Annotated in this window: 18 protein-coding genes; 11 read left to right on the top strand and 7 right to left on the bottom strand. The window is 60.3% G+C overall.

The window, feature by feature from the left end:
• Positions 1 to 111 precede the first annotated feature (111 nt).
• The 3 genes from ACZ5A6_RS21400 to ACZ5A6_RS21410 form a co-directional block, all read right to left on the bottom strand.
• Positions 112 to 1,134: an ABC transporter substrate-binding protein gene (locus tag ACZ5A6_RS21400; protein ID WP_003518109.1), complete on the bottom strand. Its 1,023-nt coding sequence runs from the start codon at positions 1,132 to 1,134 to the stop codon at positions 112 to 114.
• Positions 1,131 to 2,198: a LacI family DNA-binding transcriptional regulator gene (locus ACZ5A6_RS21405; protein ID WP_065705819.1), complete on the bottom strand. Its 1,068-nt coding sequence runs from the start codon at positions 2,196 to 2,198 to the stop codon at positions 1,131 to 1,133. Before ACZ5A6_RS21405 ends, ACZ5A6_RS21400 begins: the two co-directional genes overlap by 4 nt.
• Positions 2,199 to 2,326: 128 nt before the next feature.
• On the bottom strand, positions 2,327 to 3,253 hold the full coding sequence (locus tag ACZ5A6_RS21410) for a LysR family transcriptional regulator (RefSeq protein WP_003518111.1): 927 nt from the start codon (positions 3,251 to 3,253) through the stop codon (positions 2,327 to 2,329).
• Between the two features lie 96 nt (positions 3,254 to 3,349).
• On the opposite strand from ACZ5A6_RS21410, the gene ACZ5A6_RS21415 reads away from it, so the two are divergent.
• Positions 3,350 to 4,537, top strand: a complete 1,188-nt coding sequence (locus tag ACZ5A6_RS21415) for an acyl-CoA dehydrogenase (protein WP_003518112.1) — start codon at positions 3,350 to 3,352, stop codon at positions 4,535 to 4,537.
• A gap of 88 nt (positions 4,538 to 4,625) precedes the next feature.
• On the opposite strand, the gene ACZ5A6_RS21420 is transcribed toward ACZ5A6_RS21415, so the two are convergent.
• Positions 4,626 to 6,728, bottom strand: coding sequence for a TonB-dependent receptor (locus ACZ5A6_RS21420; protein ID WP_065705816.1), 2,103 nt, complete (start codon positions 6,726 to 6,728; stop codon positions 4,626 to 4,628).
• A gap of 271 nt (positions 6,729 to 6,999) precedes the next feature.
• Between ACZ5A6_RS21420 and ACZ5A6_RS21425 the strand changes: the two genes are divergently transcribed.
• Complete coding sequence (locus ACZ5A6_RS21425) at positions 7,000 to 7,776, top strand: IclR family transcriptional regulator (protein WP_065705812.1); 777 nt, start codon at positions 7,000 to 7,002, stop codon at positions 7,774 to 7,776.
• 2 nt (positions 7,777 to 7,778) lie between these two features.
• Here the strand turns inward: ACZ5A6_RS21425 and ACZ5A6_RS21430 are convergent, their stop codons facing one another.
• Entirely contained in the window at positions 7,779 to 9,080 is a 1,302-nt protein-coding gene (locus ACZ5A6_RS21430; RefSeq protein ID WP_065658487.1) for an NtaA/DmoA family FMN-dependent monooxygenase, read from the bottom strand.
• A gap of 200 nt (positions 9,081 to 9,280) precedes the next feature.
• Here ACZ5A6_RS21430 and ACZ5A6_RS21435 point away from each other — a divergent pair, with 200 nt between their 5' ends.
• From ACZ5A6_RS21435 to ACZ5A6_RS21465, 7 genes are all read left to right on the top strand, one after another.
• The gene (locus ACZ5A6_RS21435; RefSeq protein ID WP_065658486.1) at positions 9,281 to 10,096 is read left to right on the top strand and encodes an ABC transporter ATP-binding protein; all 816 of its coding nucleotides are present in this window, start codon (positions 9,281 to 9,283) and stop codon (positions 10,094 to 10,096) included.
• Entirely contained in the window at positions 10,093 to 11,106 is a 1,014-nt protein-coding gene (locus ACZ5A6_RS21440; protein ID WP_464111390.1) for a FecCD family ABC transporter permease, read from the top strand. The genes ACZ5A6_RS21435 and ACZ5A6_RS21440 overlap by 4 nt, the downstream gene beginning before the upstream one ends.
• Before the next feature lie 11 nt (positions 11,107 to 11,117).
• On the top strand, positions 11,118 to 12,182 hold the full coding sequence (locus ACZ5A6_RS21445; protein ID WP_019566927.1) for a FecCD family ABC transporter permease: 1,065 nt from the start codon (positions 11,118 to 11,120) through the stop codon (positions 12,180 to 12,182).
• 23 nt (positions 12,183 to 12,205) lie between these two features.
• Positions 12,206 to 13,159, top strand: a complete 954-nt coding sequence (locus ACZ5A6_RS21450) for an ABC transporter substrate-binding protein (RefSeq protein ID WP_019566926.1) — start codon at positions 12,206 to 12,208, stop codon at positions 13,157 to 13,159.
• Positions 13,160 to 13,391: 232 nt separating this feature from the next.
• The gene (locus tag ACZ5A6_RS21455; protein WP_038495885.1) at positions 13,392 to 14,231 is read left to right on the top strand and encodes a siderophore-interacting protein; all 840 of its coding nucleotides are present in this window, start codon (positions 13,392 to 13,394) and stop codon (positions 14,229 to 14,231) included.
• Positions 14,224 to 14,502 (top strand): phosphopantetheine-binding protein, encoded by a 279-nt coding sequence (locus ACZ5A6_RS21460; RefSeq protein WP_038494938.1) that lies wholly within the window; start codon positions 14,224 to 14,226, stop codon positions 14,500 to 14,502. The genes ACZ5A6_RS21455 and ACZ5A6_RS21460 overlap by 8 nt, the downstream gene beginning before the upstream one ends.
• 69 nt (positions 14,503 to 14,571) lie before the next feature.
• Positions 14,572 to 17,427 (top strand): condensation domain-containing protein, encoded by a 2,856-nt coding sequence (locus tag ACZ5A6_RS21465; protein WP_111802269.1) that lies wholly within the window; start codon positions 14,572 to 14,574, stop codon positions 17,425 to 17,427.
• Positions 17,428 to 17,713: 286 nt separating this feature from the next.
• On the opposite strand, the gene ACZ5A6_RS21470 is transcribed toward ACZ5A6_RS21465, so the two are convergent.
• Both ACZ5A6_RS21470 and ACZ5A6_RS21475 read right to left on the bottom strand, forming a co-directional pair.
• Positions 17,714 to 19,060, bottom strand: a complete 1,347-nt coding sequence (locus ACZ5A6_RS21470) for a condensation domain-containing protein (protein ID WP_111795975.1) — start codon at positions 19,058 to 19,060, stop codon at positions 17,714 to 17,716.
• Positions 19,061 to 19,110: 50 nt separating this feature from the next.
• Complete coding sequence (locus tag ACZ5A6_RS21475; protein ID WP_464111391.1) at positions 19,111 to 23,550, bottom strand: amino acid adenylation domain-containing protein; 4,440 nt, start codon at positions 23,548 to 23,550, stop codon at positions 19,111 to 19,113.
• Between the two features lie 81 nt (positions 23,551 to 23,631).
• On the opposite strand from ACZ5A6_RS21475, the gene ACZ5A6_RS21480 reads away from it, so the two are divergent.
• Positions 23,632 to 24,807, top strand: coding sequence for an isochorismate synthase (locus tag ACZ5A6_RS21480; protein ID WP_065705798.1), 1,176 nt, complete (start codon positions 23,632 to 23,634; stop codon positions 24,805 to 24,807).
• An 18-nt stretch (positions 24,808 to 24,825) separates the two neighbouring features.
• Complete coding sequence (locus ACZ5A6_RS21485; protein WP_065705796.1) at positions 24,826 to 26,445, top strand: (2,3-dihydroxybenzoyl)adenylate synthase; 1,620 nt, start codon at positions 24,826 to 24,828, stop codon at positions 26,443 to 26,445.
• Positions 26,446 to 26,501 lie beyond the last annotated feature (56 nt).

Consider the following 26,501-nt stretch of genomic DNA (forward strand, 5'->3'; position numbering starts at 1 on the left):
TGCGGAATTGAGAGGTGGAAAAGCGGTCAGGGGACGACCAAACCGCTTTTCCGGGAATGGAGCCGCCCTTTCGGACGTTTTAAATGCCCCATTCCAAACCTTGATAAGGACTTACTGGCCGACCTTGGCGTTCCACTCCGACAGCCACTTGTCACGGTTGTCGAGCGTCACGGCGGAAGGAATGAGCTGCAGGCTTTTTGCGGTTTCGTCGCCATAGGTGATATTGTTCGCCACCTCGTCGGACACCTTGACTTCCTTGTTGGTGGGGCTGTCCACGAGCTTTTCGGCCAGCGCCTTCTGAACGTCGGTCGAGAGCCAGAAATCCATGAACTGCAGTGCCAGATCTTCGTTCTTCGTGCCCTTCGGCACCACGAGCACGTTCATGCCGCCGGTCTGGCCTTCCTTGGGCGTTGCCCAGGCAAGCGGCAGATCGAGCTTGGTAAAGGGCGCCCAGGAGAAGCGGCCGATGGGGGCGGCCCAGATTTCTTCCTGCTGCATGAGCTGCACCAGCTGCGACGATTTCACGTAGAACGTGACGATATCGTCCTTCTTTTCGCCCACGGCTTCGATAGCGCCGGAGAGATCAGGCGTATCCTTGCCGATGGCCTTGCCCAGCATGTAAAGCGCCGGCGGGCCCTGATTGGTAGTGACATTCGGGAAAGCGACGTGGTCGACGATGCCGTCCTTCAAAAGATCGGCCCAGCTATCGATCTTCATCTTGTCTGTGCGGTAAACGATTGACGTGGCGTAGAAATTGACGCCGACGCTCATGCCGTCGCCATTCGGATCCTTGGCGATGTCATAGAGCTTGCCGATATTCGGCACCTTGGCGGCATCGATCTTCTGGATCAGGTCCTTGCGGGTGGCGGAAAGCGCATCCGCCATGGAAACAATGGCGAGATCGACCACCGGATTGGCCTTGTTGGCCTCCATCTTGGCGAGGCGCTCAACGCTGTTGCCGGTCTCGACGACCAGCTTGCAGCCGCATTGCTTTTCGAACGGTGTATAGACCAGTTCCTTGAATTCGTCCTGCGCGAAGGCGTAGACCGAGATCGTCAGCGTCTTGTCCTGCGCCTGCGCGGCACCCATCGTCAGCATCAGGGCGGTGCCCGATGCAAGAATGATTTTTTTCATGGTGTGAGTTCTCCTGCTGTCGTGTTTTTGGCTTCAATCGCATCATGCTTTTTTTCGCCGGTGGAGCCGCGCATGATCAGCGCCATCGGTACTTTCGAGATTTCTGCCGTGACCTCGGCAGCTATGCCGTTTTCGATGCCCGCCTCGCCATCGATCGCGCGCAACAGCGCATCCACGGCCAGATCGGCGATGCGGCGCATATCCATGCGCATCGTCGTCAGCGGCGGCGTCACCACGGCGGAGAAAATCAGATCGTCGAAGCCGGTGACACTCGCCTCTTCCGGCACCTCGATGCCCTCGCGCTGCAATTCAGTGAGCGCGCGCAACGCATGCAGGTCGGATACGGCAGCAAAGGCAGTGAAACCATCCCTCACCTTTTCGGTAAGGCCGAGACGGCAACCCGCACCATCCACCTTTTCAATGGCGTCTACCCACAGCGTCTCTGTGACGCAGGCCTTGCCCAGACCATCGCGAATGCCGCCGAGGCGGTCGTTCTGCACATTTGAGTCGCGGTTCTTGCCGATCAGCACCACCTTGTCGTGTCCGAGGGCTGCCAGATATTCGCCGATCTGCCGGCCGCCATCCCAGTGGTCAGCGGCTACGGTGTTTCCGGGCGTCGAGGGGCTGTCGATCACCGCCACCGGGCAATCGACATCCGCGATACGCGTGCCGCGGCGGGGAACGACGACCATGCCATCCACTCCACGCTCGATCAGCCGGTTGATGGCGTCCGTCTGCATGGCGATCTCGCCGCGGGAGTCGGCGATCAAAACACCATAACCGGCATTGACGGCTGCCTTTTCGATGGCCTGCGCGATCTGTGGGAAGAGTGGATTGGCGATATCCGGCAGCACCAGCCCGAGAACTCCTGACCTGCCGGTGCGCAGCGCCCTGCCCGCGGAACTCGGCACATAACCAAGTTCGCTTGCGGTCTTGCGGATGCGCTCCACCAGTTCCGGCGAAACACGGCCCTTGCCCGACAGCGCATTGGACACGGTTGCAACCGACACGCCGAGTGCCGCTGCTATCGCGCTCAGATTGGTGGCAGGCCGTGAAGACGCCATGATGGTCCGAAAGGGCTGATTAAACGTTTAATCACGATAATCGACCAAAACCGTCGTGTCGAGTCCGGCCAGAGACAAAACCGGGCAAAAATCGAGGCACGAAACCTAAGTGCCCGAAAAAAGTGCGCTTATTTTTCCAGTGGCAGATTGCCAGCCGCACGATAGGCCTCGACCTGCCGTACCAGCCAGTCGCGAAACAGCACGACTGGAACGTGGTTGGCTCGGGATAGCGGCGCGACCGCATAATAGGAACTCGGGCTTTTGGCCTGATGATCGTAGGCTTTCACCAGTTGCCGCGATTTCAGTTCGTTATCGATCAGGAAAAGCGGCATCAAAGCCACGCCAAGTCCGGCGATACAGGCCTGTGCCACGCTGGAAAACTGCTCGAACCGCATGCCCTGCGGCAAGGCAAGCGAATGGCCGAGGCTCTCGAACCAGTGGCTCCAGGCACCCGGCCGCGAGGCCATGTGCAGCAGAGGCAGGCCGGCAATGTCCTCACCCTTTTCGACCGGATGCGCCTTCAGGAATTCGGGGCTGCATACCGGCGCAACCATCTCATGCATCAGAAAGGTGCTTTCCGCCCCCGGCCAATCCGCCTGCCCGATGTGGATCGCCATATCCAGTTGCTCACGCTCGAAGTCGAACTGGCCGATGCGGGTGGCGAAATTGATGGTGATTTCCGGATGACTGGAGACGAAATCAGGAATGCGCGGCAGAAGCCAGCGGGTGCCGAATGTCGGCAGCATCGCTAGATTGAGCGTGTTGCCATGCGTTTTGGTCATGATCTGCAACGAGGCGGCACGTATCTCGCCAAGGGCTGCGGCAATCGATTTCGCGTAAGCACCACCCTCGGTCGTCAGTGACACACCACGCGCGCCGCGCTCGAACAGGCGCACGCCAAGCTGTTCTTCCAGTGACATAACCTGACGGCTGATCGCCCCTTGCGTCAAGGCAAGTTCATCCGCAGCGGCTGAAAAGCTGCCAAGCCGGGCAACGGAATCAAAGGCGGCAAGCGCACTGGTGGAGGGCAGGAGTTTGCGGCTGAGAGACGTCATGAGCCATTACTATATGTAATGCAAAAATGAGTAAACATGGCTTGTGCCATCAGGGGCTAACACGAATAATCCGGCCAGCAAATCCGGAGGCATAACGTGAGCGAACGCGCAGCATTCAATTGGCAGGACCCTTTTCTGCTGGAAGACCAACTGACCGACGACGAGCGGATGATCCGCGACGCCGCCGCAGCCTTCGGCAAATCGGAACTTATGCCGCGTGTGTCCGAGGCCTATCTTTCTGAGACCACCGAACCGGAACTGTTCCGCCTGATGGGCCGCACCGGCCTTCTGGGCGTCACCCTGCCGGAAGAATATGGCGCCGCAAATGCCAGCTACGTGGCCTATGGTCTCGTGGCCCGCGAGGTGGAGCGGATCGACAGCGGTTATCGCTCGATGATGAGCGTGCAGTCCTCACTCGTCATCCATCCGATCTTCGCTTATGGCTCGGACGAACAGAAGAAGAAATACCTGCCCGGCCTCGTCTCCGGCGAGCTGATCGGCTGTTTCGGCCTGACCGAACCGGATGCCGGCTCCGATCCGGGCGGAATGAAGACCCGCGCCGAAAAGATCGCCGGCGGATATCGCCTGCGTGGTTCGAAAATGTGGATTTCCAATGCGCCCATCGCCGATGTCTTCGTCGTCTGGGCGAAATCCGAAGCCCACGACAACCAGATTCGCGGCTTCGTGCTGGAAAAAGGCATGAAGGGTCTGTCTGCACCGAAGATCGGCGGCAAGCTTTCGCTGCGCGCCTCCATAACAGGCGAGATCGTCATGGATGGCGTGGAAGTGGGCGAAGATGCGCTGCTTCCGAATGTTTCCGGCCTGAAAGGCCCGTTCGGCTGCCTCAACCGCGCCCGCTACGGCATTTCCTGGGGAGTGATGGGCGCTGCGGAAGATTGCTGGTTCCGCGCCCTGCAATATGGTCTCGACCGCAAGCAGTTCGGCAAGCCGCTGGCCGGCATGCAGCTTTACCAGAAAAAGCTCGCCGACATGCAGACCGAGATCGCTCTCGGCCTCCAGGCATCGCTGCGCGTCGGCCGCCTGATGGACGAGCACAAAATGGCGCCGGAAATGATCTCCATCATCAAGCGCAACAATTGCGGCAAGGCGCTGGATATCGCCCGCCAGGCCCGCGACATGCACGGCGGCAACGGCATCCAGATCGAGTACCACGTGATGCGCCACGCCCAGAACCTCGAAACGGTCAACACCTACGAGGGCACGCACGACGTTCACGCGCTGATCCTCGGCCGGGCGCAGACGGGCATTCAGGCGTTTTTCTGAGACCTTCTCCGCATCATTTCCTTCATGAAAAAAAGGCCTTCGAAAATCACTTCGAAGGCCTTTTTACTTTTCCGGTTCAGGCAATCGCTTAGAACGTGCCTCTGACACCAATGCCGAACATGCGCGGTTCGGTCATGCTGGCCTCGATGCCGCCAATGCCGCGGTTCTGCTGCATATAGGTCGGCGCACGCTCGTCGAAGACGTTCTTCACGTAAGCGTAGACCTCCATCTCCTCCTGGAACTTGTAGCTCGCACGCACATCGGCGATGGTGTAGGGGTCGATCGCATAGGCAGCCGTGTTGGCCGTATCGGAATAATAACCATCGATATGACGCACCTGACCCGAGACGGTGAACTTGTCGGTCACATCCCAGCTTGCCCCGATGCTGAACATGTAACCAGGCGATTTCGCGAATTCATTGCCTGCATAGCTGGCATTGCTGGAAATCTGGTCGATTTCGGTCTTCAGCACGCCGGCACTTGCCTTCAGCGTCACATTGTCGAGAACCTGATAGTCGGCGCCGACTTCCAGACCATAGGCATGCGCTTTCTGCGCATTGATGGTGTAGGATTGAGTAATGCCTGACGAGATAACGACCGGAATATTGTACTGGGCGTTCTTGTAATCCATGTAGAACAGGTTGCTGTTGAGCGTCAGCCTGTCATCCAGCAACTTCGCGCGGGTGTAGAGTTCGTAGTTCCAGATGGTTTCCTTCTCGAAGGGCAACCATTGGCCCGACGAGATGTTCAGCGATATGCCGCCGGGATTGTAACCACGGCTGATCATGCCGCCAACGGTCCAGTCATCGTTGATCGCATAGGCAAGCGAGGCCTTGGGAAGCAATTCGGAAAAGGTCTCGTCAAAATCAACCGCGACGTTGGAATAGACGGAGCGGCCCGCGCGCTGAATACGATCGGTCTGGTAACGCAGGCCGCCGGTAAGCGTCCACTGGTCGGTCAGACGGTAGCTCAACTCGCTGAAAATGCCGAGATTGTCCTTGGTATCGTCAAATGTCGAAAGGGTTCTTCTGTTTGCCGGGTTCAGAAGATAGAGAATTTCATCGGCCTGCGTATGGGCGTAATAGATGCCCGCGACGCCACTCAGAACGTCTTCCTGGTCACCGAAGGTCACACGGGTCTCGTGGGACACATTCTTCTGATCGATATTGGCGTCGCCATTATTGACCACACCCACCCTGCGGCGCGCGTCTGAGGCGGAAAATTGCGTCTGGTTGAAGAGTTTTACGCCGTTTTCAAAGTCGTAATTGATGTCGAGAATACCGGTGTGGGTATTCTGGCTCCAGCTCGGCATGGTGGTGGTGACGTGGTTGAGATCCTCGAAAGGACGCGACGCCGCTTCCTGACTCGGCCGGTTGGCGGCGTTATAGGAATAAGTCAGCTTGGTCGTCAGGCCCGGAATTTCCGGCGGTTCCCACAGAAGCTTGAAACGCGCGTTGAATTCCTTGAAATCCTGGTTGGTGCCTGCGTGGGCAAAACCGGAATTGATGTAATCGATAAAGGTATCGCGACCCGAATAATCGATTGCCAGACGCGCCGCCAGCTCGTCTTCGATCAACGGGCCTGAGACCGCAAAGGACGCCCGCTTCTGGTGATAATTCCCGATTTCGGCCTGATAGCTTGCTTCCGGCGTAAACGTCGGGTCCTTGGTATTGACGAGAATGGCGCCGGCAATGGCGTTAGCGCCCTGCGATGTGGTCTGCGGCCCACGGAAGACCTCGATGCTTTCGACATCCCAGATGGACGTCGCGCCATAGATGAACTCGTTATAACCGAGATAGTGACCATCGACATTGATCGTGGCGCGCGGCACGGTGCCGGCGAAGAACGCCGTTGCTCCGGTGTTCGGTCCCTGCGTGTCGAGACCGCGAATGATCGGGGCGCTGACATTGTCGGTATAAACAACGTTTGGAATGTCCTTGATCGCGTCTGAGACGGTTGGATCGCCGGTCTTTTCCTTTTTCAGTTCATCGCTGGATTTGACCGAGACGGAAGACGCCGTGTTCTTCATGTCGCGCGCGACTTTTTCGCCGGTCACCACAATCGGCTTGAGAACGGTCGTTCCCGAGGCCTCGACCTGTTGCTCCTGGGCGAAAATCGGCGTCACAAACAGGGCGGCCAGCGTCAAAACGCTGACCCCGCCCATCAAACGGCCGCTAGAACGAAACCCCATAACACACCCCTAATAAACATGAGTATCAAAGTCATATTCAAGTAACGGAAGCGTTATCCGTTTCGCAATAGAGAATGCGTTCCGTATTGTGGACGGATAGGGTTCCGTAACGGGATGTGCCATATTTACAACAAAGTTTATCGACTGGCCGTTGTCATGTAACTCCCCGCCTCAAGGGGAAGGCGTTGAAATAACTCAGAAATCGATTCCGATTTCCGGTCGGATGCGCTAGGCATGTTCACGACATAAATCGGGGAGCGACTTGGACGCCATGGATGACGAGCCGGACAATCTGCCTGAAAACGACGGAGAGAAGCGCTCTGCCCTCATTCAGTCGGTCTCTATTGCTGCCCGTTTTCTCGACCTTCTGGCAAAATCGGACGGGGCGCTTGCACTGGGCGAACTCGCCAAACGCGCCGGCACAGGCCGTTCCACAGCTCATCGTTACCTGCAAAGCCTCGTGCGGGAAGGACTGGTGGCACAGGACCCTGCAACCGGCAGCTACGACCTCGGCCCAACCGCGCTCTCGATAGGCGTCAGCGCGCTCAGACGAATCAATCCGGTCGAAACCGCCGGTCGACAGATGAAAGCACTGGCCTCGCAGATCGGCGCCAGTTGCGGCGTGGCGATCTGGACCGATCGCGGCCCGACCGTGGTGCAGTGGCACAGGAGTGCCAGCTTCTCCATCAGCACCGTGGCGCTGGGGGATGTTCTACCGCTGGATAACAGCGCCTGCGGGCTGCTTTTTCAGGCTTATCTGCCACCGGATAGGACAGCGCCGGTGCGCAAGCTGCAGCCGCCCGCCTTTCGCGGGTCCCGCCCAGACGCTAAAGTCCTGCACGCCATTCGTGAGACAGGCGGGGCGGAACTCAACGAACACCTGTTCTCCGCCCTGACCGGCAAGGCCGCCCCGGTTTTCGACGCACAGGGCGAAATCTGTTGCGTCGTCACCACCGTTTCTTTCCTCGCGACCGCCGAGACCGAGCGGCACTTTCCGCAGCTTCTTGAAGCGGCCGGAAAGGCGACGGCAGAATCCGGCGGCTCGTAAACCTATCCGGCCAGGTGGTCGGCGAAGGTGCTGCCGGAATAGGCGGTGCGGAACAGCCCGGCATCGCCGAGCCTCGGAAGCAGCCGCTCCAGCACCAGCCGCATCGACGCGACCGAACCGCCGGGCACCGCGACAAAGCCGTCTATCGCGCCGGCCGCCACCCATTCGCGGATGCTTTCAAAAGCATCCTCAACCGTGCCGATGATCTGCCAATGGCCCGACCCCATCACTTCCGGTCGCCGCAACAATTCGGCAACGCTCAGCGTTTCCCGTTCGATCAACCGGCGGAGCAGATTGGCATGGGTGCGGCTTCTCGGTGTCTCGGGCGGCGGCGGCAAGTCAGAAGGGGTGACGATCCGCGTGAGCGACCAGTCGGAAAGGTCAAGACCCGTCAGATTTTGAATGGATGCAAATATGCGGCCATGGTTGGCCCTTGCGTGGGTCTCCGCAAATAGCTCCAGCGCCTCCTTCTTGGTGTCCGCCAGATAAAGACTGAGACCCGGCATCAGCTTCACCACATCCGGTGAGCGCCCATGCCGCTCCGCTCTTTGCCGTAAATCCGCCCGAAGCTCGATTGCCGCCTGCATATCCGGCGTCGAGGCGAAGACCGCATCCGCAACGGAGGCTGCGAAATCGCGGCCTTCGGGGGAAGCTCCAGCCTGCACCAGTGGAATACGGCTGGAATGGGCCGGCAGGTTGAGCGGGCCTTTGACGCTGAAGTGCTTTCCTTCATGCGCGATTGGCTGGACCAGCGACGGATCTGCAAAACGCCCGCTCTCTTTGTCCAGCTTCAGCGCCTCGTTGGGAAAGCTCGCCCAGAGCTGCTGTACTACCTGCGTGAACTCGGCGGCGCGTTCATAACGCTCCTGTGGCGATGGCATTTCTTTCAGGCCGAAATTTTCGTGGCCGTCCAGCGCCGTGACGATGTTCCATCCCGCCCGGCCATTGCTCAGCCAGTTCAGCGATTGCAGTTGGCGGGCAATCACATAAGGCGGCAGGAATGTCGTTGAAACCGTGGATAACAGGCCGACATGGCTGGTCTCCCGTGCGATGGCGGCCAGAAGCATGTTCGGGTCCATGCTCGCAAATCCGCCGCCGGTCTCCAGCCCCTCAGTGCGCAGAAACAGCGTGTCGGGCCGGAAGACAAAATCCACATGCGCAGCCTCGGCGCGCTTTGCAAGATCGACGAAATAATCGCTGGAGAAAACCCCGTCTATACCGCTGTCTTGACGCCGCCATGCCTCGCCGCTGAGCCAGGTTGGCGCCAGCGACATGCCGACGTGAAGCTTGAGCGCGACTGACATGAAACACCTCGAATGAAAAAATCATCACGAAATCCGCGATGTGAATCGGCAAATTTCGATTTGTGGAGAATTTTACTATAGTTTAGTGTCGCTTCAAGACCAGCCTGTCGCGCTTGCCGGTACAGAACCCGATTTCCGCAAGTTCGATATGTGAATTCAACAGCTTAGGTAGGACGTGCGTCGAGTCGACGCATGGCCCTATGAATAACAGGAGTTGTAATCCGGTGCTTGATGCCACGGACCTTCATGCGAGTTACGGACACATCGCCGTATTGCAGGGCCTGTCTGCCCGCTTTCAAACCGGCCGCGTCACAGCGCTGGTCGGACCCAACGGCTGTGGCAAGTCGACGCTGTTGAAGACCATCATGGGCTTCGTGCCTTTATCATCAGGCAGGATAAGCCTCGGTGACCGCCTGATCGGCGCGATCGGACGCCGCGAACTCGCCCGCCGCATCTCCTATCTGCCGCAGGAATGCCATTGCCCTGACTATATGACGCTTGGCGAATTGATCGAGCTTGCGGGTTATGCACGTTACGGGCTTGGCGGCGGTCCCTCCGAACGCGACCGGGCGCTTTTTGCCGAAGCGCTGAAGACCGTCGGGCTGGAAGACAAGGCCAGGGCGCAGGTCAACACGCTGTCCGGCGGCCAGCGCCAGCGCGCCTTCATCGCCATGGTGCTCGCTCAGGACACGGAGGTGATCCTGATGGACGAGCCGGTCAACCATCTCGACATGAAATATCAATATGCCGTCCTCAGCCTCGTGCGCGAACTGACGGACAGGCACGGCAAAACTGTTATCGTCGTGCTGCATGATCTCAACCTCGCCTCAACCTTCGCCGATGACGTCATCATGCTGAAAGCCGGACGGGTTCTCGCCTCCGGGCCTGTTGCGAATACCGTCACATCAGCCAATGTGGCCGACGTCTTTGATCTCGAGGCCGACATATTTTCCCGGCAGGGGCGGCTCATCTGCGTGCCGCGGCTGGAGCGGCAGGAACAGGCCATTCCGGCATGACATCTAAAATAATGCTGATCTTTGCCGCCGCGATCTTGCTGGCCGTTGTTCTCGTCACCAACTTCGTGCTGATGACTGGCGACCTGCCACTTGCCGAAATCGCGACGACGCTCGTGCACGGCGAGGCCGAAACCTATGAACAGTCGGTTCTCCTCTATCAGCAAATCCCGCGCTCACTGATTGCGATCTATGTCGGCGCCACCACGGCCGTCAGTGGCTGCGTGCTGCAGGGGCTTGCCCGCAATCCTCTCGCCTCGCCCTCCACCCTGGGCCTGAATGCCGGTGCGACGCTTTTTGTGGTCGCCGGTGCGCTGGTGTTCGATTTCTCGCCCGAAATACAGGGGCTCATCGCGCTTATCGGCGCCGGCTTCGGCTTTGGCGCCTGCTTCCTCGTTGCCCGGCTGGCCGGGCGGTCAAACGATCCGCGCGGCCTGTCGCTCATCCTGTCCGGTGCGCTTGTCTCCATGCTGCTGATCGGCATCACCAATGCCCTCCTTTTGTCAACCCCCACACGTCGCGCCGAATTCCTGAGCTGGGTCGGCGGCAATATCAACCACGTCTATGCCGAGCGCCTCACCGATTTCTGGTGGATTGGCGCCATTGCGATGGTGATGCTCTGGTCGGTTGCCCGCCCGCTGACGCTGGTACTGCTGGGTGCGGAAAAAGCCGCTTCCGCCGGCGTCAACGTCACGCGCGTTTCCCGGATCGCACTTTTCGCCACAATGCTGGCGTCCGGCTCGGCCGTGGCCATCTGCGGTCCCATCGGCTTCGTCGGCCTCATCGTTCCGCATATGGTCCGGCCGCTGGTCGGGGTGAATTTCACGCTCGCTTTGCCCGCTTCAGCCCTTGTCGGGGCGATTCTGTGCGTGCTGGCCGATCTGGGCGCGCAAACCCTGTTCAGGCCGTATGTGGTCAATACCGGACTGTTCATGGACCTGCTCGGCGGCCTCGTCTTCATCGTCATAGTCAAGCGCTTCTATCTTTCACCTTCGGCCAATAAACTGTCATGAAGAGGGCTGTCATGAAAAGGCAATTGGCCACCGATGGCAAAGCGGTCCTGCGGCTGCCGAGCGGGATGCAGATCGGCATCGGCAACCTAAAGGCCGGCCTTGCACTGATCCTGCTGGCGTTGGTGCTGGCCGCCATTTCCATTAGTCTCGGAAATACACAGACCGGTCTCATTGACCTTCTGCACGGCGTTGCCGGCGGGCATTTGAGCGACGATCAGGCCTATGCGCTGTGGACGGTACGGCTGCCGCGCATCCTGCTTGGTTTCATGGCCGGATGGAGCGTTGCGCTGGCCGGGGCCATGCTGCAATCGGTCGCCCGCAATCCGCTTGCCGATCCCGGCCTGTTCGGTCTGAGCCAGGGATCAATGACCACCATAATGCTGCTTCTGGTGCTGGTGCCGGCGGCGCCCAAGACCATGGTGGCGCTTGCGGCCGTCGGCGGCGGCCTTGCGGTAGCTTTCCTGCTCATCGCGCTCGTGGGGCGCGAACGTTCCAGCGGGCTCGCCATCCTGCTGATGGGCATCGCAATCGAATCCGCCCTTTCATCAGTCTCATCAGTGCTTTTGCTCTACACACCAACGGAAACATCGCTGTCGCTTGCAGACTGGATGGCGGGTTCGCTGTTTCAGGCGAGCTGGCCGATCATCCTCGTGTTCGCGCCTCTTTTCGCGGTCAGCCTTGTGGGCATTTTCCTCATCGGCCGGGCGCTTGCAGTATTTGATCTCGGTAACGAGATGGCCATGGCGCTCGGCGAAACGGTCAAACGTTCGCGCCCGCTCGTCATCGTTTTTGCGGTCATCCTCAGCTCCGCTTCCGTCACCGCTGTCGGCCCCTTGACCTTTCTCGGCGTCATCGCCCCGCATCTCGCCACCTTCCTGTCGCCCGCCGTCGGTCGCGCCAGGCTTTTCCTGTCGGGGCTGACGGGCGGCATTCTGGTGGTGACCGCCGATACGCTTTCGCGTGGGCTGGTGGCCGATACGCCGATGCCGATAGGCCTTGCGCTGACGCTGATCGGCGTGCCGCTTTTCATCCTCACGCTGCGCCTGCAGGCGCTGCGCAGAACTAACCGCCACTGAAGAAATTGAACAAAGGGTATGCCATGCGATTTGCCATCCTCGTAGCAGCACTTCTGACCGCCGGAAGCAGCCTTGCCGCAGAGCGAACCGTCACCGATGCCGCCGGCCGCACGGTCTCCATCCCCGAGCAGCCGCAGCGCATTGTCGTCATGCACGAACCGCTGCTGGGCGTGCCGCTGATGGATCTTGGCGCCAACGTGGTAGGCGCCTATGGCCGCAACAGCGACGGCAAATTCGCCACTGCCGTTGATTTCATCGACACCGTTCTCGGTGAAGGCCGCACGAAACCGAAAGGTTTCGGCGCGGTGGGTCAGATCGATCTGGAAAAGCTGAGAGCGCTGCAACCTGACCTGATCGTCGCCACGGAAATGGACAGCGGCAAGGCCGAGCAGCTTTCCACCGTCGCGCCCGTCTATCTGCAGAAGGTAAGCACTGGCCACACCTATGGCTTCAGCGTCGAAGAGAATCTTTCGGGTCTCGTTGGCAGAAGTGACGCTTTTGCCGAGCGCCGGAAGACCTATGACGAGAAACTCGCCACCGTCAAAAAAGCACTCGGCGAAGACGCAAAAGGCAAGACCTATCTCGCAATTCTGCTGACCGACCAGATCAACGCGGTCGGCGATATGTCCGGTGCGGTGCAGGCGCTCGAGGATCTGGGTTACGCACGGCTGAAAATCGACAACGCCACCTCGTCGGGTGGGCTGGGTTCCACCCTGACGATGCCGCTCAGTGCCGAGGCTTTTGGCAAGCTCAACCCTGATCTGCTGGTGGTGATGAACAGCTATAACAGCCCCGCCCGAGGCGAAGCCGGAACGCGCGCCGCACTCGAAAAAATCATTCCCGGCTGGGAACGCTTCGTCAAACCGGCGCGTGACGGCCGGATCATCTTTCTCGATTCCAGCCGGGTCACGACGCCGTCCATCCCAAGCGCGCTGCACACGCTGGACGCGGTGGAAAGCTGGGCAGGCCGCCGTTAAACGCCTTTTCGACAAGCGCAATTCCGGCGCAAACCATGCGCCGGACATAAACTTGAGTTTTTGAAGAAACTTATATTGCGACCGCCGGAACCGCCTGTTATGGTTCGCGCATCTTGACACAACGACGTCGGATCTCCCGCCGGAAAACTCCGGTGCGCGATTGTCCGGCATGCCGATCCGGGACAGCGAAACTGCCGATCCCCATCGGCGATATCCCAGGGAAGACAGCAACATGAGCATTGCACAAAGCATTGAAACCGGCGTTCAGGACCGGACCCCCAAACGCCATCGTTACGCCGTCAAGCTACGCTGCCTTGACGTGGCCCGGGTGGAAAAACTCAGCCGGTCCATGGTGCGCATCGTATTGACCGGGCCTGAGCTTGAAGGCTTTGCCAGTCTCGGTTTTGACGACCACGTCAAGATGTTCTTCCCGCTTCCCGGCGAAACCGAACCTAACCTGCCGGTGATCGGCCCGAACGGCCTCGAATTTCCCGAAGGCGCGCCGCGCCCGCTCGCACGCGATTACACGCCGCGCAGCTTCGATGCCGAGAAGGGTGAACTCGCCATCGATTTCGCCACGCACCATGATGGCCCCGCCAGCAACTGGGCAAAATCCGCCAGGGTGGGTGACAAGGCATGGATTGCAGGCCCGCGCGGCTCGTTCACCATTCCCTTCACCTTCGACTGGCATCTGCTGATTGCCGACGATACCGGCCTTCCCGCCCTTGCACGGCGACTGGAAGAAATGCCCAAGGGCACCCGCGTCGTCGCCCTGATCGAAGTTGAGACGGAGGCTGATCGCCTGGACCTCGCCACGAAAGCTGACGCGTCGATCATCTGGGTAACGCAGGAGGCCGCGGGCGGCGCCGATCACGACGCCCTGACGGAGGCGCTGCGTACGCTTGAACTGCCTGAGGGCGATTTCTTCAGCTGGGTCGCCTGCGAATCGAAAGCGGCGAAAGACCTGCGCGCAATCCTGATCGGCGAGTACGGCGCGAACCCCAAATGGACGCGCGCTTCCGGCTACTGGCGGCGCGGAGCAAGCGGCGTTCACGATCATTTCGATGAATGAACCGGCAATCGCGGCGGCTGGCAAGCTGGAGGCGGACATGATGACGACGGAACTCAAAGCCCATCTCGCCAAGGTTCTGGACGATGAGGTGGGGCATATCGGCCCGAACGCCAACCTGTTCGGCTGCGGACTTCACTCCCTCGCTCTCATGCGCCTGATCCCGCCGCTTTCGCAGCTCGCCGGTACGCGACTTCACTATGACGATCTCGCCCGTCAGCCCACGCTTACCGCCTGGCAGGCGCTGATCGAGCAGTCGCGCGCGGGCTGCTGATCCCCGCAAGAGGGGACTTTCCCCGCCAAGCGCGACCTACCTCAACATTATACTTCCAAGGAGAGGACCATGGCAGCAGATAATTCGCGCATGCTTGCGCGCCGCATCGAACAAACCTTCGACAATGCGGACGAAGCCCCACGGAGCGGATCGCAGCCAAGCCAATATGAGGAGCGGGTCTGGTTCCAGCAGTTTCAGGACCCCGATCAGGTCTTCCGGCATATTCTCACCTACCGCATCGGCGGCGAGAGCGACCTTCTGCGCCTGACATCGGCACTGGAGACGGTTTGCGAGGCATGGCCCGAACTGCGCGTGCGGTTTTCCTTTGGAGAAGACGGCACCCTTGCCAAGAGCGTAGAGGCCCCTTCGGCATCTCTCGTGCAACTGTTTCAGACGGCATCGAAAGACGAAGCGGTGGCCCTTCTGCACGACCTTCAGGCAAGCCCGTTCGACGCGGAAATCGATCCGCCGTTTCAGGCCATCGTGCTCTTGAGCGAAGGAGAGGTACTGCTGGCGCTTCTGGTGCATGGCCTGCTTGGTGAATCCCTCTCACCGCAGATTTTGCTGGGCGCTATTGCCGCAGCCTATGCTGGCGAGGCACCAAAGCCGCTTTCGCCACGCATCACCGAAAACGCCATCGTCAATCCAGTTCCGCTCCCCTGGCTGCAAGGACCGGCCTCCGGCACGCCCGTCGTCTCTCTCCGAAATAACGGGACCAAGCCGGCGAGCCACTGCCACGGCGTCGATCTTCCGGCTGCCCTTCTCGACCCAAACGGCTCGGCCGCACCGGACGCGCTTCTGGCACGCACCGGTGCCCGTTTCGCGCTTTTTCTGGCGACCAATGGCGATCTCGACACTGTTACCCTGCGCCTGCCCCTGCAACCCGGGAACGAGGCCGGCCTGCCGCTTCCGGCAGATGCGGTCGCCCGCGTCTCGATCTCACGTAGCCAGTCGCCGCAGGAGGCCGAAAAAGCCGTGCTGGCTGGGTTGGCCCGACATGGCGAACACAACGACGAGGTTGCCACCTTCACGCTTCAGACCCTGCCAACATCGGCTGAAACCTCATCCGTCGAGCGGCTCCGGTTCGAGCGCCTGCCACTCCCCTCTCTCCAGTCCGGCCTTGGCCTGACGCTCGCTGCTGGCAGCACGGTTGATGGCCACATCCGTCTGGAACTGACCGGCGGCAAGGAGGCCTCGCCGCATGCGACGGCATTTCTGCTGGAGCGTTTCATCGCCCATCTCGAAGGCGGTGCGGATTTTTCCGGCATTACGCATCAAACCTCGTCCGCAGGGCCGGAGGCTGCAGCATCCCTGCCCGCCGCCTCCCGCTCCAGCGACGACGAGACTGCCGCGGCAATTCTTGCCGAATTCCGCGAAGCGCTTGCGTCGACAGACATGGGACCGGATGACGATTTCTTCGATTTTGGCGGCCATTCGCTGATCGCGACCCGCATCATCGGACGCCTTTTGAGCAATCACGGCATCGAGCTGCGTTTCAACGACCTGTTCAGCTATCCCACCGCCGCATCGCTCGCAAAACAGGCGACGCGTCTCGAAACCGCCGCCCCTGCACAGGCGGAAGCAACCGCGACCGGCTCGCTGACGGCACCGCTTTCTCTTGCGCAGATGTCGCTCTGGAAAGCCTATGCCGCCTTCGGTTTCGGCGAGATTTTCAACATCCCCTTCGCGCTCGATTTCCTCGATCCGGTGGATGAGAGCGCTTTCGAATGTGCATTCCTCGATATTATCGAGCGTCATCCCGGCCTGCGAACCCATTTTTACGTCGAAGATGGGACGGTTCTGCAAAAGATCGTGCCGATGCACGACCTGCCCGGCTATAAGTGGTTCTGGACGAGTGAGGAAAGCGAAGGCGTGGACCGGCATACGGAAGCGTCCTGGCGGTTCGACCTTGCCCGCGAATTGCCGATGCGGCTGCGTTTCCTGCGCAATCCCCAAACCGGCGGCCAGGTGCTCTCTTTCCTCTTCCACCATATTGTGCTGGACGAATGGTCGGTGAACCTGATGATGGACGAGCTGACCGAAGCCTATAGGGCAAGAGCCACGGGCAAGGCCCCTGTCTTTGCGAGCAAGCCCGCACCCTTCCATGAATTCGCCAGAAAACAGGTGGCATCCGGCGTCAACGGCGACCACCTTGCCTACTGGACCGATATGCTGCGGGACGCACCGAAAGGCCTGGTCCTTACCGGACAGAACAGCACGCCGACAGATGCTGCACACGACGAGGCGCCGGCGGGCGGCTGGATCGAGTTCAAGCTGGAAAAACACGTCAGCGACGGACTTTACGCCATCGCCAAGCAGAACAGCGCCTCCCTGTTCAACGTCGTTTATGCCGCCATCGCCGCGTCGCTGCGCCATCTGGGCGGGCTGAGCGATCTCGTGGTCGGCACATCGGCGTCCGGGCGCACCGACAGCGGCTATTTCGATACGATCGGCTATTTCACCACGGTCGTTGCCCATCGTGTGCGTTTCCGCGAGGAGATGACGGTCGGCGAACTGATTTCCTCGGTGAAGAACACGGTCAATGGCTCTCTGGAACACAGCGAAATTCCAATCGATCTCGTCGAAGAGGCGCTCGGCATGACGCCCGGCCGCGACCATCTGTTCGAGGTATTCATCCAGATCCACGCCAAGAACAAGCTGAACGGCACGCTTTCAGGGCCGGACGGCAAAACCGTCGAGTTCCGGCAGATCGATCCCGACAAGCACGAATCCATGCTGGGGCTGCAATTCGAGGTAATGGAAGAAACGATTGGCGGCGAACGCTCCATCCGCGTGTTGATGAGCTACCGCTCCGACCGCTACGGCCCCGAGGATGTCGACCGGCTGCGCACGACCACCAGCGGCGTCTTCAGCCGTTTCGCCGAAGCAGGCGCTTCGGGCCGTGTGCTGACCACGCTAGCCTGAGTGCTGGCCAGGCTTCGCAATAAACCCGGCTCCGCATGGCGGCGCCGGGTTTTGCTTTTTAACAAATGTCCGGAAAGCTCTCTTCCGTCATGCTCGGGCCTGTCCCCACTGGATCCTTGGGACAAGCCCAAGGATGACGTTGGGTGGGAGGACAGCATGTCACCCCATCAGGCAGGGTTTTGCATAACGGAGCCGGGTTTATCACATCCGCACCCAGTCACTCCCGACCAAATGCAGAGTGACGGCAGAGAGATTTCCGTCCCCTTCTTGCAGAGCACCCGGCTTCTCAAACCGCCAGACGGAAGGCCGCGGAAACCTCTTCGGCCGGAGCCGCCAGCGCCTCGTCGCGCAGCATGGCATCCAGAAACAGCGGCATCTCCTCGCGGTAACGCGCGAAATCGTCGGCTTCGGTCAGTGCGGAATCCGCGTCGATATGCAGGTTCAGATCACTGCCGTCATCCTCGCCACGGAAGGTCAGGTTGAACCCGTCGCCCGGACCATTGGCGAGAATGTGCCTGATAACGGCAAGCCCTGCAAATACCGGCGCGCTGAAGGGCAGGACGTTGATAAGCGGTGAGAAGAAAAACCGCCGGCCCTTTGATATGTTGCGATCGGCGGCGATCTGTTCGATGCGGTAGCGGCCATGCAGGCGCTGCCGGCGCAGATTGGCGGCATTGCGCGCAAGGAAGCTACCAAGGCTCTCCTGCGGTTCTATTGTCAGATGGAAAGGCAGGATATTGACGAGCATGGCGGGCATATGCGCGCCGACGCTGCCCCAGCGGCTCATGAAGGGCAGCCACAGCGTCAGCACATCGCGATCCGGGCGCGGCAATACGCGGTGAAGATAAAGGCCTGAAAGCAGCACCAGCAGGTCCGGCCAGCCTATCTCCAGTGCGCCGGATATCTGTTGCAGTCTTGTGCTGAAACCTTCCGGCAATCCCGCATCGGCATGCAGGCCGCCGCCACCGTAATCCTCGCAATCCTTGTCCAGCACGGGCAGATCCACCGGCGGCGCGAGATAGGCCGTCCAGAACTCGCGGTCCTTTTCGAAACGGCGGCTTTGCCGGTAAGCGTCCTCTTCGGCAAGAAAACTGGGGAAAGGATGGAAATCCGGACCCGCCTCGCCCTTGCCGCAATAGTGCCCGTAAAGCTGCCCGCAGCGCTGCTCCACCAGCGTCAAACCATAACCGTCGACGACGATATGATGGGCACGGATATACCAGAGGTAGCGATCGTCGGCGATGCGGTAAAGCACCTGGGCGGAGAGCTTGTCGGTTCGAAGATCAAGCCCTGCCTCGACATCCGCGTTCATGCGCCCCAGCGCTTCCTCGAAAGGCGCCGGATGGGCACGGAGATCGACAAGCTCGACCATCGGAGCGTGGAGCGGATCGCAGCATTGCTGCGGCGTCTCGCCATCCTCACCGACGCGAAAACGGATCGACAGAACTTCCGATTCGCGCACGGTGCGCCTGATTGCCTCAAGCAGAGCGCCTTCGTTCACGGCACCGGAAAGCTCGATGTAATGGGCGACGGTAGAGACCGGTTCGTCGGGATGGAAGGAAAACTCCTCCCAGAAATCGAGTTGCGGCTGGGTCAGGGGAAGCCAGCCACTGGCAGGATCGATATGCGCCATCTGTTTTTCCTTGGATTATTCCTGTGATTTTCTGGCCGCAATGATGCGGTTCATGCCGCCGAGGCGGGTAAAAGCGAACTGACCTGTTTGGCGTTTCGGCAACGCAGGAGTTGCTGCGGCGAAAGCTCCACGCCGAAGGCGCTGCGAATTTCGGCCGAGACGGTTTTCAGATGCGAAGGCAAAAGGCCAAGCGCCAGCAAATCGCTGCTCGTGTCCACATTTTCCGGGTTTTTGCCCAGCACGCCGAGATAGATATCCAGCACGCGGCGATCACCCTGATCGGCGACTTTGATTGTTACAGCCGCAGGTGCCTTTGCCGGTTCCGCTGCCGTCAGCAATTCGCGGGCGCGGCGGCGATCCGGCTTGCCATTGGCCGATAGCGGCAGATCGGCCACATTGAGAAAGCGGCCGGGCACATGCGATTCCGGCAGATGCCTGCGGGCGAAATTGCGCATATCGGCGGCGGAAAGCTCAATGCCAGGCATCGGAACATAAAGCACGCCGATAGCAGCCTCCCCCTTTTGCTCGGCACCGTAATCCACCACCAGTACACGCTGGATGGAGGGGTGGCGGATAAGTTCATTTTCCACATCCGGCAGCGAGACCCGCACCCCGCGCACCTTGACGTAACCGTTGACGCGGCTGGCGAACATGATCTTGCCATCCGGCCGGTAACGGCCCCGGTCTCCGGTGCGGAAGGCGCGCACCGCATGTCCACCGGGATCGCTGACCGTGACGAAATCCGTCTGGGTAATGGCACCATCTTCAAGATAGCCGATCGCCACATTCACGCCCACTGTGTGGATGCGTCCGACAACGCCCGCCGGGCAATGGCCGCCCTGATCGTTGAGGATGAAATATCGATTGCTGGGTAGAGGGTGTCCATAGGGTATCGCCGTGGTATCGGCTGCCACGATCTCGTGCCAGATGCTCCAGATGGTCGTTTCCGTCGGCCCGCCCAGCGATATCAGCCGAAGCTCGGGTTTCAGCCGGCGCAACTCCTCGATGACCACGGGCTTGATGTAATCACCGCCCTGCGCAACGAGCCGGAGCGAGCCGAGCTGGTCGCCACGACGGCAGGACAGGAGCATCTCAAGGATCGCCGGCACCGAGCACCACAGCGTAACGCCGTGTTCGGCCACCAACTCGTTCCAGCGGACCGCATCCTTTTCCTCGCCGGGTTCCGGCAGCACCAGCGTCGCACCGGCGGCAAGCGCGCCGAATACATCGAAGACCGACATGTCGTGGTGCAAGGGCGTAACGGAGATAAAGACGTCATTCTCCGTCACCGTCCATTCCGAAAGCGTACTGTCGATGACATTGGCCGTGGCCCTGTTAGAGAGCACGACGCATTTCGGTTTGCCTGTCGTGCCGGAAGTGTAGAGGTAATAAGCGGGTGCTTCGCTTGCTGAAAGTACCGCCAGTTCCGCCGGGTTAACGGGCACGCCGGAGGCGGCTGGCGCTGCGAGAAGCTCCTCGGGACCGACAGCGTCGAATCCTTGCGGAACGGAACGGGCGACGATCATGGCCGGGCGGCAATTGGTCAGCAGATAGTGCAGGCGATCTTCCGGCGAGCTCGCATCGATCGGCACCCAAATGGCGCCGATAAGTGCAGCGGCCAGCGTGACGGCCGTGTGCTCCGGGCTGCGCGGCAGGCACACCGCTACGACATCGCCCCGGCCAATGCCGCGCGTCTTAAGGCCCGCCATCGCCCGCGCCACCGCGTCGCCAAGTTCGTGATAGGAGATGCGCCGTTCGCCGTTGATCAGGGCCGTGCGCGATCCGTCTCCTTCGAAAAGATGCGAGGCGATCCGTTCCAGGAATGGCGGGCAGACGAAGTTCCGCTCGTCGCCATTCAGCCGATAGTGAGACAGGTCGACGATCTCGCGGAAATTCATCGAAAACGTCCCGCTGGCGGTGATCGCGGTAATCGCACGCTCTATGGCGCCGAGAATGCCAGCCACCATTCCGGCATCGATCGCCTGCTCCGCATAATCGATATCGAGGACGAGATCGCCATCCGGGTTTTGCGAAAACCGGAAATCCAGCGCCACCTGTGGTGTCTGGGTCAGCCCGTCCGTCCAACGAAGCGTGGAAGCTTGCGAAAGCGTCGGCCATGAGAGGCCGTTGGTGATGACGACAGGCAGGGCGAGCCCGCCGGGATTGGCGTTGAGAAGGATGCGATTGAGATCGATCCCCGAAAAAGCCAGATGATTGAGGCCCTCAAGCACATCGGTTTGCAAAGCTGCGGCACGCTCCACAAAATCGCCCTTGGCCGCATCCCATTTGACCGCGATGAAGCTCGAGCGATTGGCAAAGGTGCCTTCCACCTGCGGGGCGACGGGAATGCCGGCGACGAGGGCACCTTCGTTCAGCCAAAGCGACAGCACATCGAGGATTACCGCCGTCAGCGCAGAATTCTTGAACAGCCGCTCTTTTGCGCCGATCCGTGAAAAGGCGGTAAAGCGTTGTTTTTCCATGGTCAGGCTCTGGCGGCTGTAACGCGAAACGGCAATGGTTTCGAGCGGGGCTTTCCACGGCAGTTGCGAGGGCACTTCCGCACCCTCAAGTTTCTCAGCCCAGTATGCGGCATCCTCGGCACGGGCCGCTGCTACATCTTGCTGCGCGACGGTGGCTGCGACGGCTGATGCGGGCGGCACGACATCATCGAAGAGTTCCGCCGCAAGGCTGGCTATTCCCCGTCCGTCGAGAATGAGGGCGTCGAAGCGCAGGAAGACCGCCACGCTGTCCCCCACCGCAATTTCCGGCAGACGAAACACCGTGACCTGCCAGGGAGAGGCGGCAAGATCGAAATGGGCATGGGAGAAAGCCTGCCGCACGGTGCCGATCCGCTGTTCGGCTTCGGAAGCGGACAGGTGCGAAAGATCAACAATATCAAGGTTTAGCTTCGGCTCATCCGAGATCACCTGCACCAGACGCCGCTCATCGATGTGGGTGCGCAGGCTTTCATGCCGCTCGACCATTGCGGTAAGGCGCGAGCGAAGCAATGCCGGATCGATATTGCCGCGATATTCGCGGAACTCCTGCATCGCCACGCCGCTCAGCGGCAGATGGGTACCGCGACCGAGCAGATAGGCCTTTTGCAAGGCTGAGAGTGGCCGTTCCATGGATTTTCCTTTTGTCTGCGCTGTCGCTTCAGGCGCTTGCAAGCCAAATCGCTCCACGGTCTCGGAAACGAGATCGGGGCTGGCGGCGAGGTGGCGAAGAAGGGCGGTATAGGCGTCGAACAGGGCTCGCAGCCAGCTTTCCGGCAGTGCATCGAGCCGCACATCCCAGTTGATCAAAAGCCCGCCATCGAGCGCTGCGACCTGCGCATCCAGCGCAACTCCAGGCCCCTGCGAGACGGTGTGGATCATCGGGCCGAACACGCGCCCCACATTTTCCGAAAACAACTCGCCCCCGGGCAAATCGACACCCGCGGTAAAGACAACCGGTGAGGTCTGCAAACCGCCGCGCAGGCGGGAAAGGTCGCGCATGACGCTGACCCCGGGATAGGACTGGTGCGCCAAAAGCCCGTTCATCTCTCCGAACAGCCGTCCAAGCAGTCGCTCAAGGCTCTCCTCAGGCCGGATATCAACGCCAAGAATGAGCACATTGGAGAATTCGCCGACGATGCCATCGACCCCTTCCACCCGCGGCGCGCGCCAGAAAGCCGGCACGGAAAGCCGGAACTTTTCCGTATTCGTCGCCTGCGAAAGCACCACTGTAAAGACACCAAGCAACAGGGTCGACGTGGTCACGCCGCAGCGCCGCGCCACCCGTTCCAGACTGCTGCGTTCAGCCGGAGAAAGTCTTGCTGCAAGGCGATCGGTGTGAACGGCGCGTGACGGGTCCTCGGGCAAAAACGGCAATGGCGGTGCCTCCGGAATATCGGCAATATGTTGCCGCCACCACAGCCGGTCCCTTTCACGCTGGGCTTTAAGTTCCGGATCGGATGCAAGACGTTCCGCCCAGCTGAAAAACGATGGTGGTGTATCCCCCAATGGCTCGAGTTCGTCCGCGTCGGCTTCATAAAAGCGGGCGAGATCTTCCAGCACGATACGCATACTGGCGGGATCGATGGCCAGCATGTCGGTATCCAAATGCAGCCTGGCGCGACCTGCGGGCAGCAGGCTGAGCGACACTGCCGCCGGCGGGGCAACACGCAGATCGATCTGGCGATGGCTCCACGCCTCACGTTTGGCGGCAAGACGGTGCGCAAGCGCCTCATCATTGAGAGCCGCCATGTCCTCCACGTCGAGGCGGAGCGGCCGGCCGGCGGGGTCCGCCGTCTGTCGCCCTTCCGCATCAATCCTGAGGTTGAGCATGGGGTGACGCCGGCAAAGCCTTTCGACCGCGACGGCCAGTCTTTCCGCCTCCAGCCCCCTGCCTTCGAACTCGAGATAGAGATGCGGCGTAACTTTTCCGAGTATCCCGTCCGCCTCTCGGCCGACCCAGTAGGCAACCTGCATGGGGGTTAAATTTAGCATGTGAATTTGCACCGATTGACAAAACATGATTATCATAATCAAGTATAAGCCACCGTCAACCACTCGCACAGGAGGCATCCCATGAAAACGGGAGCACTCAGGACGAATGACGTCGATTCCGACGAAATTACTGATTTTGATAGAGAATTTCTGTTCACTTCTGGCTCGGGCGAACTGCGTGCCAGAGGCATTCGCGAAAGGATAACGATTCCTGCCCATGGCGCCGAAGACGCGGGAAGCCCTTTGCAGAAGGCGATAAAGGCCGCTTTCGAGAGGGCGCGCAGGGCCGGACAGGACAATCCCATCGCCATTGGCGCCATCCCCTTCGACGTCAACGAGCCATCCTGCTTATACATTCCCAACAACCATGAGTGGAATCCAAAGGATACCGCTTCGATCTCGACTGATTCGGCCATGCCAGCGCTTGTCGGCCAGAACAGCCTGCCCGATGAAAATGGTTTCAAGCGCGCCGTCGAGCATGCCATCGTCAATTTCCGCCATTCCGATGTCCGCAAGGCGGTGCTTTCCGTCATGCGTGAACTGACCTTCGCCTCCGAGGTCAATGTCGAAAGATTGCTGGCCAGCCTCGCCAAACAGAACCGCGAGGGTTACCAGTTTCGCATTCCGCTGCCCGATGGCGGCGATCTGATCGGCGTGAGCCCCGAACTCCTCATCCGCAAGCAGGGTGAAAAAGTCATCTCGAACCCGCTCGCGGGCTCGGCAAAACGCATGGCTGACCCGGTGGCGGACAAGGCCAATGCAGACCGGCTTTCGGCTTCGGAAAAAGACCATTACGAGCATAGCCTCGTGATCGAGGATATACGCTCGCTGCTTACGCCTTGCTGCACTGAAATCGACGTTCCCGAAAAGCCCTCCCTCATCAACACGGCCGCTCTCTGGCATCTTTCAACGCGCATCGAGGGTCGCCTTGCTGATCCCGAGACCAATGCGCTGCAACTCGCGTGCCTGCTGCATCCCACACCTGCTGTTTGCGGTTTCCCCACCGAGCGTGCCCGCAGGCTTATTCGCTTCGTCGAGCCTTTCGAGCGTGGGCTGTTCACCGGCATGGTCGGCTGGACGGATGCCGAGGGTAACGGCGAATGGGTGGTGACAATCCGTTGCGGCACCGTGCAACGGCAAACCGTGCGGCTGTTCGCAGGCGCCGGCATCGTTGAAGCCTCGGAACCCGAATCCGAGTGGGCCGAGGTGCAGACCAAGCTCAAGACCATGCTGAACGCCTGCGGTCTTTCTGCCTAATTTTCCCAGGGACACACCATGACAATCGAATTTGAACGCTGGCCCGAAGATCTGGCGCGCCGATACCGCGACCGCGGCTACTGGATCGACAGACCGCTCAGCGACATCCTCACCCAGCAGGTGGAACTTCGGCCGGACGCGACCGCGCTGATCTGCGGCGACCGCCGCTTCACCTATGCCGATCTCGACCGGCAATCTTCCAATCTTGCCGGGCATCTGGCTGCCGCCGGGATCGGCAGGGGCGATACGGCACTGGTGCAATTACCAAATATCGCGGAGTTCTATCTCGTCTTTTTCGCTCTGATGAAAATCGGCGCTGCACCCGTCAATGCGCTTTTCAGCCATCGCCGGCTGGAAATGACCTCCTATGCGGAACAGATTACGCCAAATCTGGTGATCGGCTCGCGTTCCCACGAGCTTTTTGCCAATGACACGTTTCTGGAGGCGCTGAAGCTTACCTCTCCGCAGCTTGCCGTGACGCTGCTGCTTGGTGAGGCGGAACCGCAGCGCAGCCTCGAACAATGGCTCTCATCACCCGCCGAAAATGCGCCGCATTACGGCCCTTCGGCAGCCGATGAGGTAGCGTTGTTCCAGCTTTCCGGCGGCAGCACCGGAACACCGAAACTGATCCCCCGCACGCATAACGACTATGACTACAGCGCCCGGGCCAGTGCGGAAATCTGCGAGCTGACGCCGCAGACCCGTTTCCTCTGCGCCATTCCGGTGGCGCATAATTACCCCATGAGTTCGCCGGGTGCGCTTGGCGTGTTCCACGCTGGCGGCACCGTGGTAATGGCGGCCAATCCCGAGCCGCTTGCCTGCTTTGACCTCATCGAAAAACATGGCGTCGACATTGTGCCTCTGGTGCCGCCGGCCGTGGCACTGTGGTTACAGGTGGCGCCCGCCCATCGCGAACGGCTGAAATCCCTCAAGCTGCTGCAGGTCGGCGGCGCAAGCTTTGCTGAAGCTTTAGCCCGTCAGGTGCCGCAGGTGCTGGGTTGCACCCTCCAGCAGGTCTTCGGCATGGCGGAAGGTCTGGTGAACTATACCCGCGCCGGTGATCCCGACCATATTGTCTTCACCACGCAAGGGCGGCCGATCAGCCCGGATGACGAGATCCGCATCGTTGACGAGGACGGCAACGACGTCCCAGAAGGCGAAGCCGGCATGCTGGCGACGCGCGGCCCCTATACGTTTCGCGGATATTACCGCGCCGCCGAGCACAGCGCGCGCGTCTTCGACAACCAGGGTTTTTATTATTCCGGCGATGTCGTTCAGCGCACGCCCGAAGGTTACCTGCGGGTGGTTGGCCGGGTGAAAGACCAGATCAATCGCGGCGGCGAGAAGGTCGCATCGGAAGAGGTGGAAAACCTGATCCTGCAGCATCCGGATGTGACGCATGCCGCACTGGTGGCGATGCAGGACGAACTCCTCGGTGAAAAAAGCTGCGTCTTCGTCGTTTCCCGCAATCCCGCTCTCAAGGCACCGGCCATCCGCCAGCATCTCTCTGCTCTGGGTGTTGCGGATTACAAGCTGCCGGACCGGGTGCGTTTCATCGACACCATGCCGCTTACTGCCGTCGGCAAGATCGACAAGAAACGTCTGCGCGACATGCTCGCAGCGCCAATCCCGGCGTAATTGAGCGTGCACGCCTCAACCATTTGAAAATTGCGTGTCGCCCATGCCGATGCGCC

It is taken from the genome of Agrobacterium sp. 6Ca8 (genome assembly GCF_055382765.1).

What these genes read in the sequence shown, in the direction of transcription:
- ACZ5A6_RS21485 (WP_065705796.1), top strand. Translation starts at nt 24,826, where the DNA reads ATGACAATCGAATTTGAACGCTGGCCCGAAGATCTGGCGCGCCGATAC.
- ACZ5A6_RS21465 (WP_111802269.1), top strand. Translation starts at nt 14,572, where the DNA reads ATGGCAGCAGATAATTCGCGCATGCTTGCGCGCCGCATCGAACAAACC.
- ACZ5A6_RS21405 (WP_065705819.1), bottom strand. Translation starts at nt 2,198, where the DNA reads ATGGCGTCTTCACGGCCTGCCACCAATCTGAGCGCGATAGCAGCGGCA.
- ACZ5A6_RS21470 (WP_111795975.1), bottom strand. Translation starts at nt 19,060, where the DNA reads ATGGCGCATATCGATCCTGCCAGTGGCTGGCTTCCCCTGACCCAGCCG.
- ACZ5A6_RS21440 (WP_464111390.1), top strand. Translation starts at nt 10,093, where the DNA reads ATGACATCTAAAATAATGCTGATCTTTGCCGCCGCGATCTTGCTGGCC.
- ACZ5A6_RS21475 (WP_464111391.1), bottom strand. Translation starts at nt 23,550, where the DNA reads ATGCTAAATTTAACCCCCATGCAGGTTGCCTACTGGGTCGGCCGAGAG.
- ACZ5A6_RS21445 (WP_019566927.1), top strand. Translation starts at nt 11,118, where the DNA reads ATGAAAAGGCAATTGGCCACCGATGGCAAAGCGGTCCTGCGGCTGCCG.
- ACZ5A6_RS21420 (WP_065705816.1), bottom strand. Translation starts at nt 6,728, where the DNA reads ATGGGGTTTCGTTCTAGCGGCCGTTTGATGGGCGGGGTCAGCGTTTTG.
- ACZ5A6_RS21425 (WP_065705812.1), top strand. Translation starts at nt 7,000, where the DNA reads ATGGATGACGAGCCGGACAATCTGCCTGAAAACGACGGAGAGAAGCGC.
- ACZ5A6_RS21480 (WP_065705798.1), top strand. Translation starts at nt 23,632, where the DNA reads ATGAAAACGGGAGCACTCAGGACGAATGACGTCGATTCCGACGAAATT.
- ACZ5A6_RS21460 (WP_038494938.1), top strand. Translation starts at nt 14,224, where the DNA reads ATGAATGAACCGGCAATCGCGGCGGCTGGCAAGCTGGAGGCGGACATG.
- ACZ5A6_RS21450 (WP_019566926.1), top strand. Translation starts at nt 12,206, where the DNA reads ATGCGATTTGCCATCCTCGTAGCAGCACTTCTGACCGCCGGAAGCAGC.
- ACZ5A6_RS21410 (WP_003518111.1), bottom strand. Translation starts at nt 3,253, where the DNA reads ATGACGTCTCTCAGCCGCAAACTCCTGCCCTCCACCAGTGCGCTTGCC.
- ACZ5A6_RS21435 (WP_065658486.1), top strand. Translation starts at nt 9,281, where the DNA reads ATGAATAACAGGAGTTGTAATCCGGTGCTTGATGCCACGGACCTTCAT.
- ACZ5A6_RS21430 (WP_065658487.1), bottom strand. Translation starts at nt 9,080, where the DNA reads ATGTCAGTCGCGCTCAAGCTTCACGTCGGCATGTCGCTGGCGCCAACC.
- ACZ5A6_RS21400 (WP_003518109.1), bottom strand. Translation starts at nt 1,134, where the DNA reads ATGAAAAAAATCATTCTTGCATCGGGCACCGCCCTGATGCTGACGATG.
- ACZ5A6_RS21455 (WP_038495885.1), top strand. Translation starts at nt 13,392, where the DNA reads ATGAGCATTGCACAAAGCATTGAAACCGGCGTTCAGGACCGGACCCCC.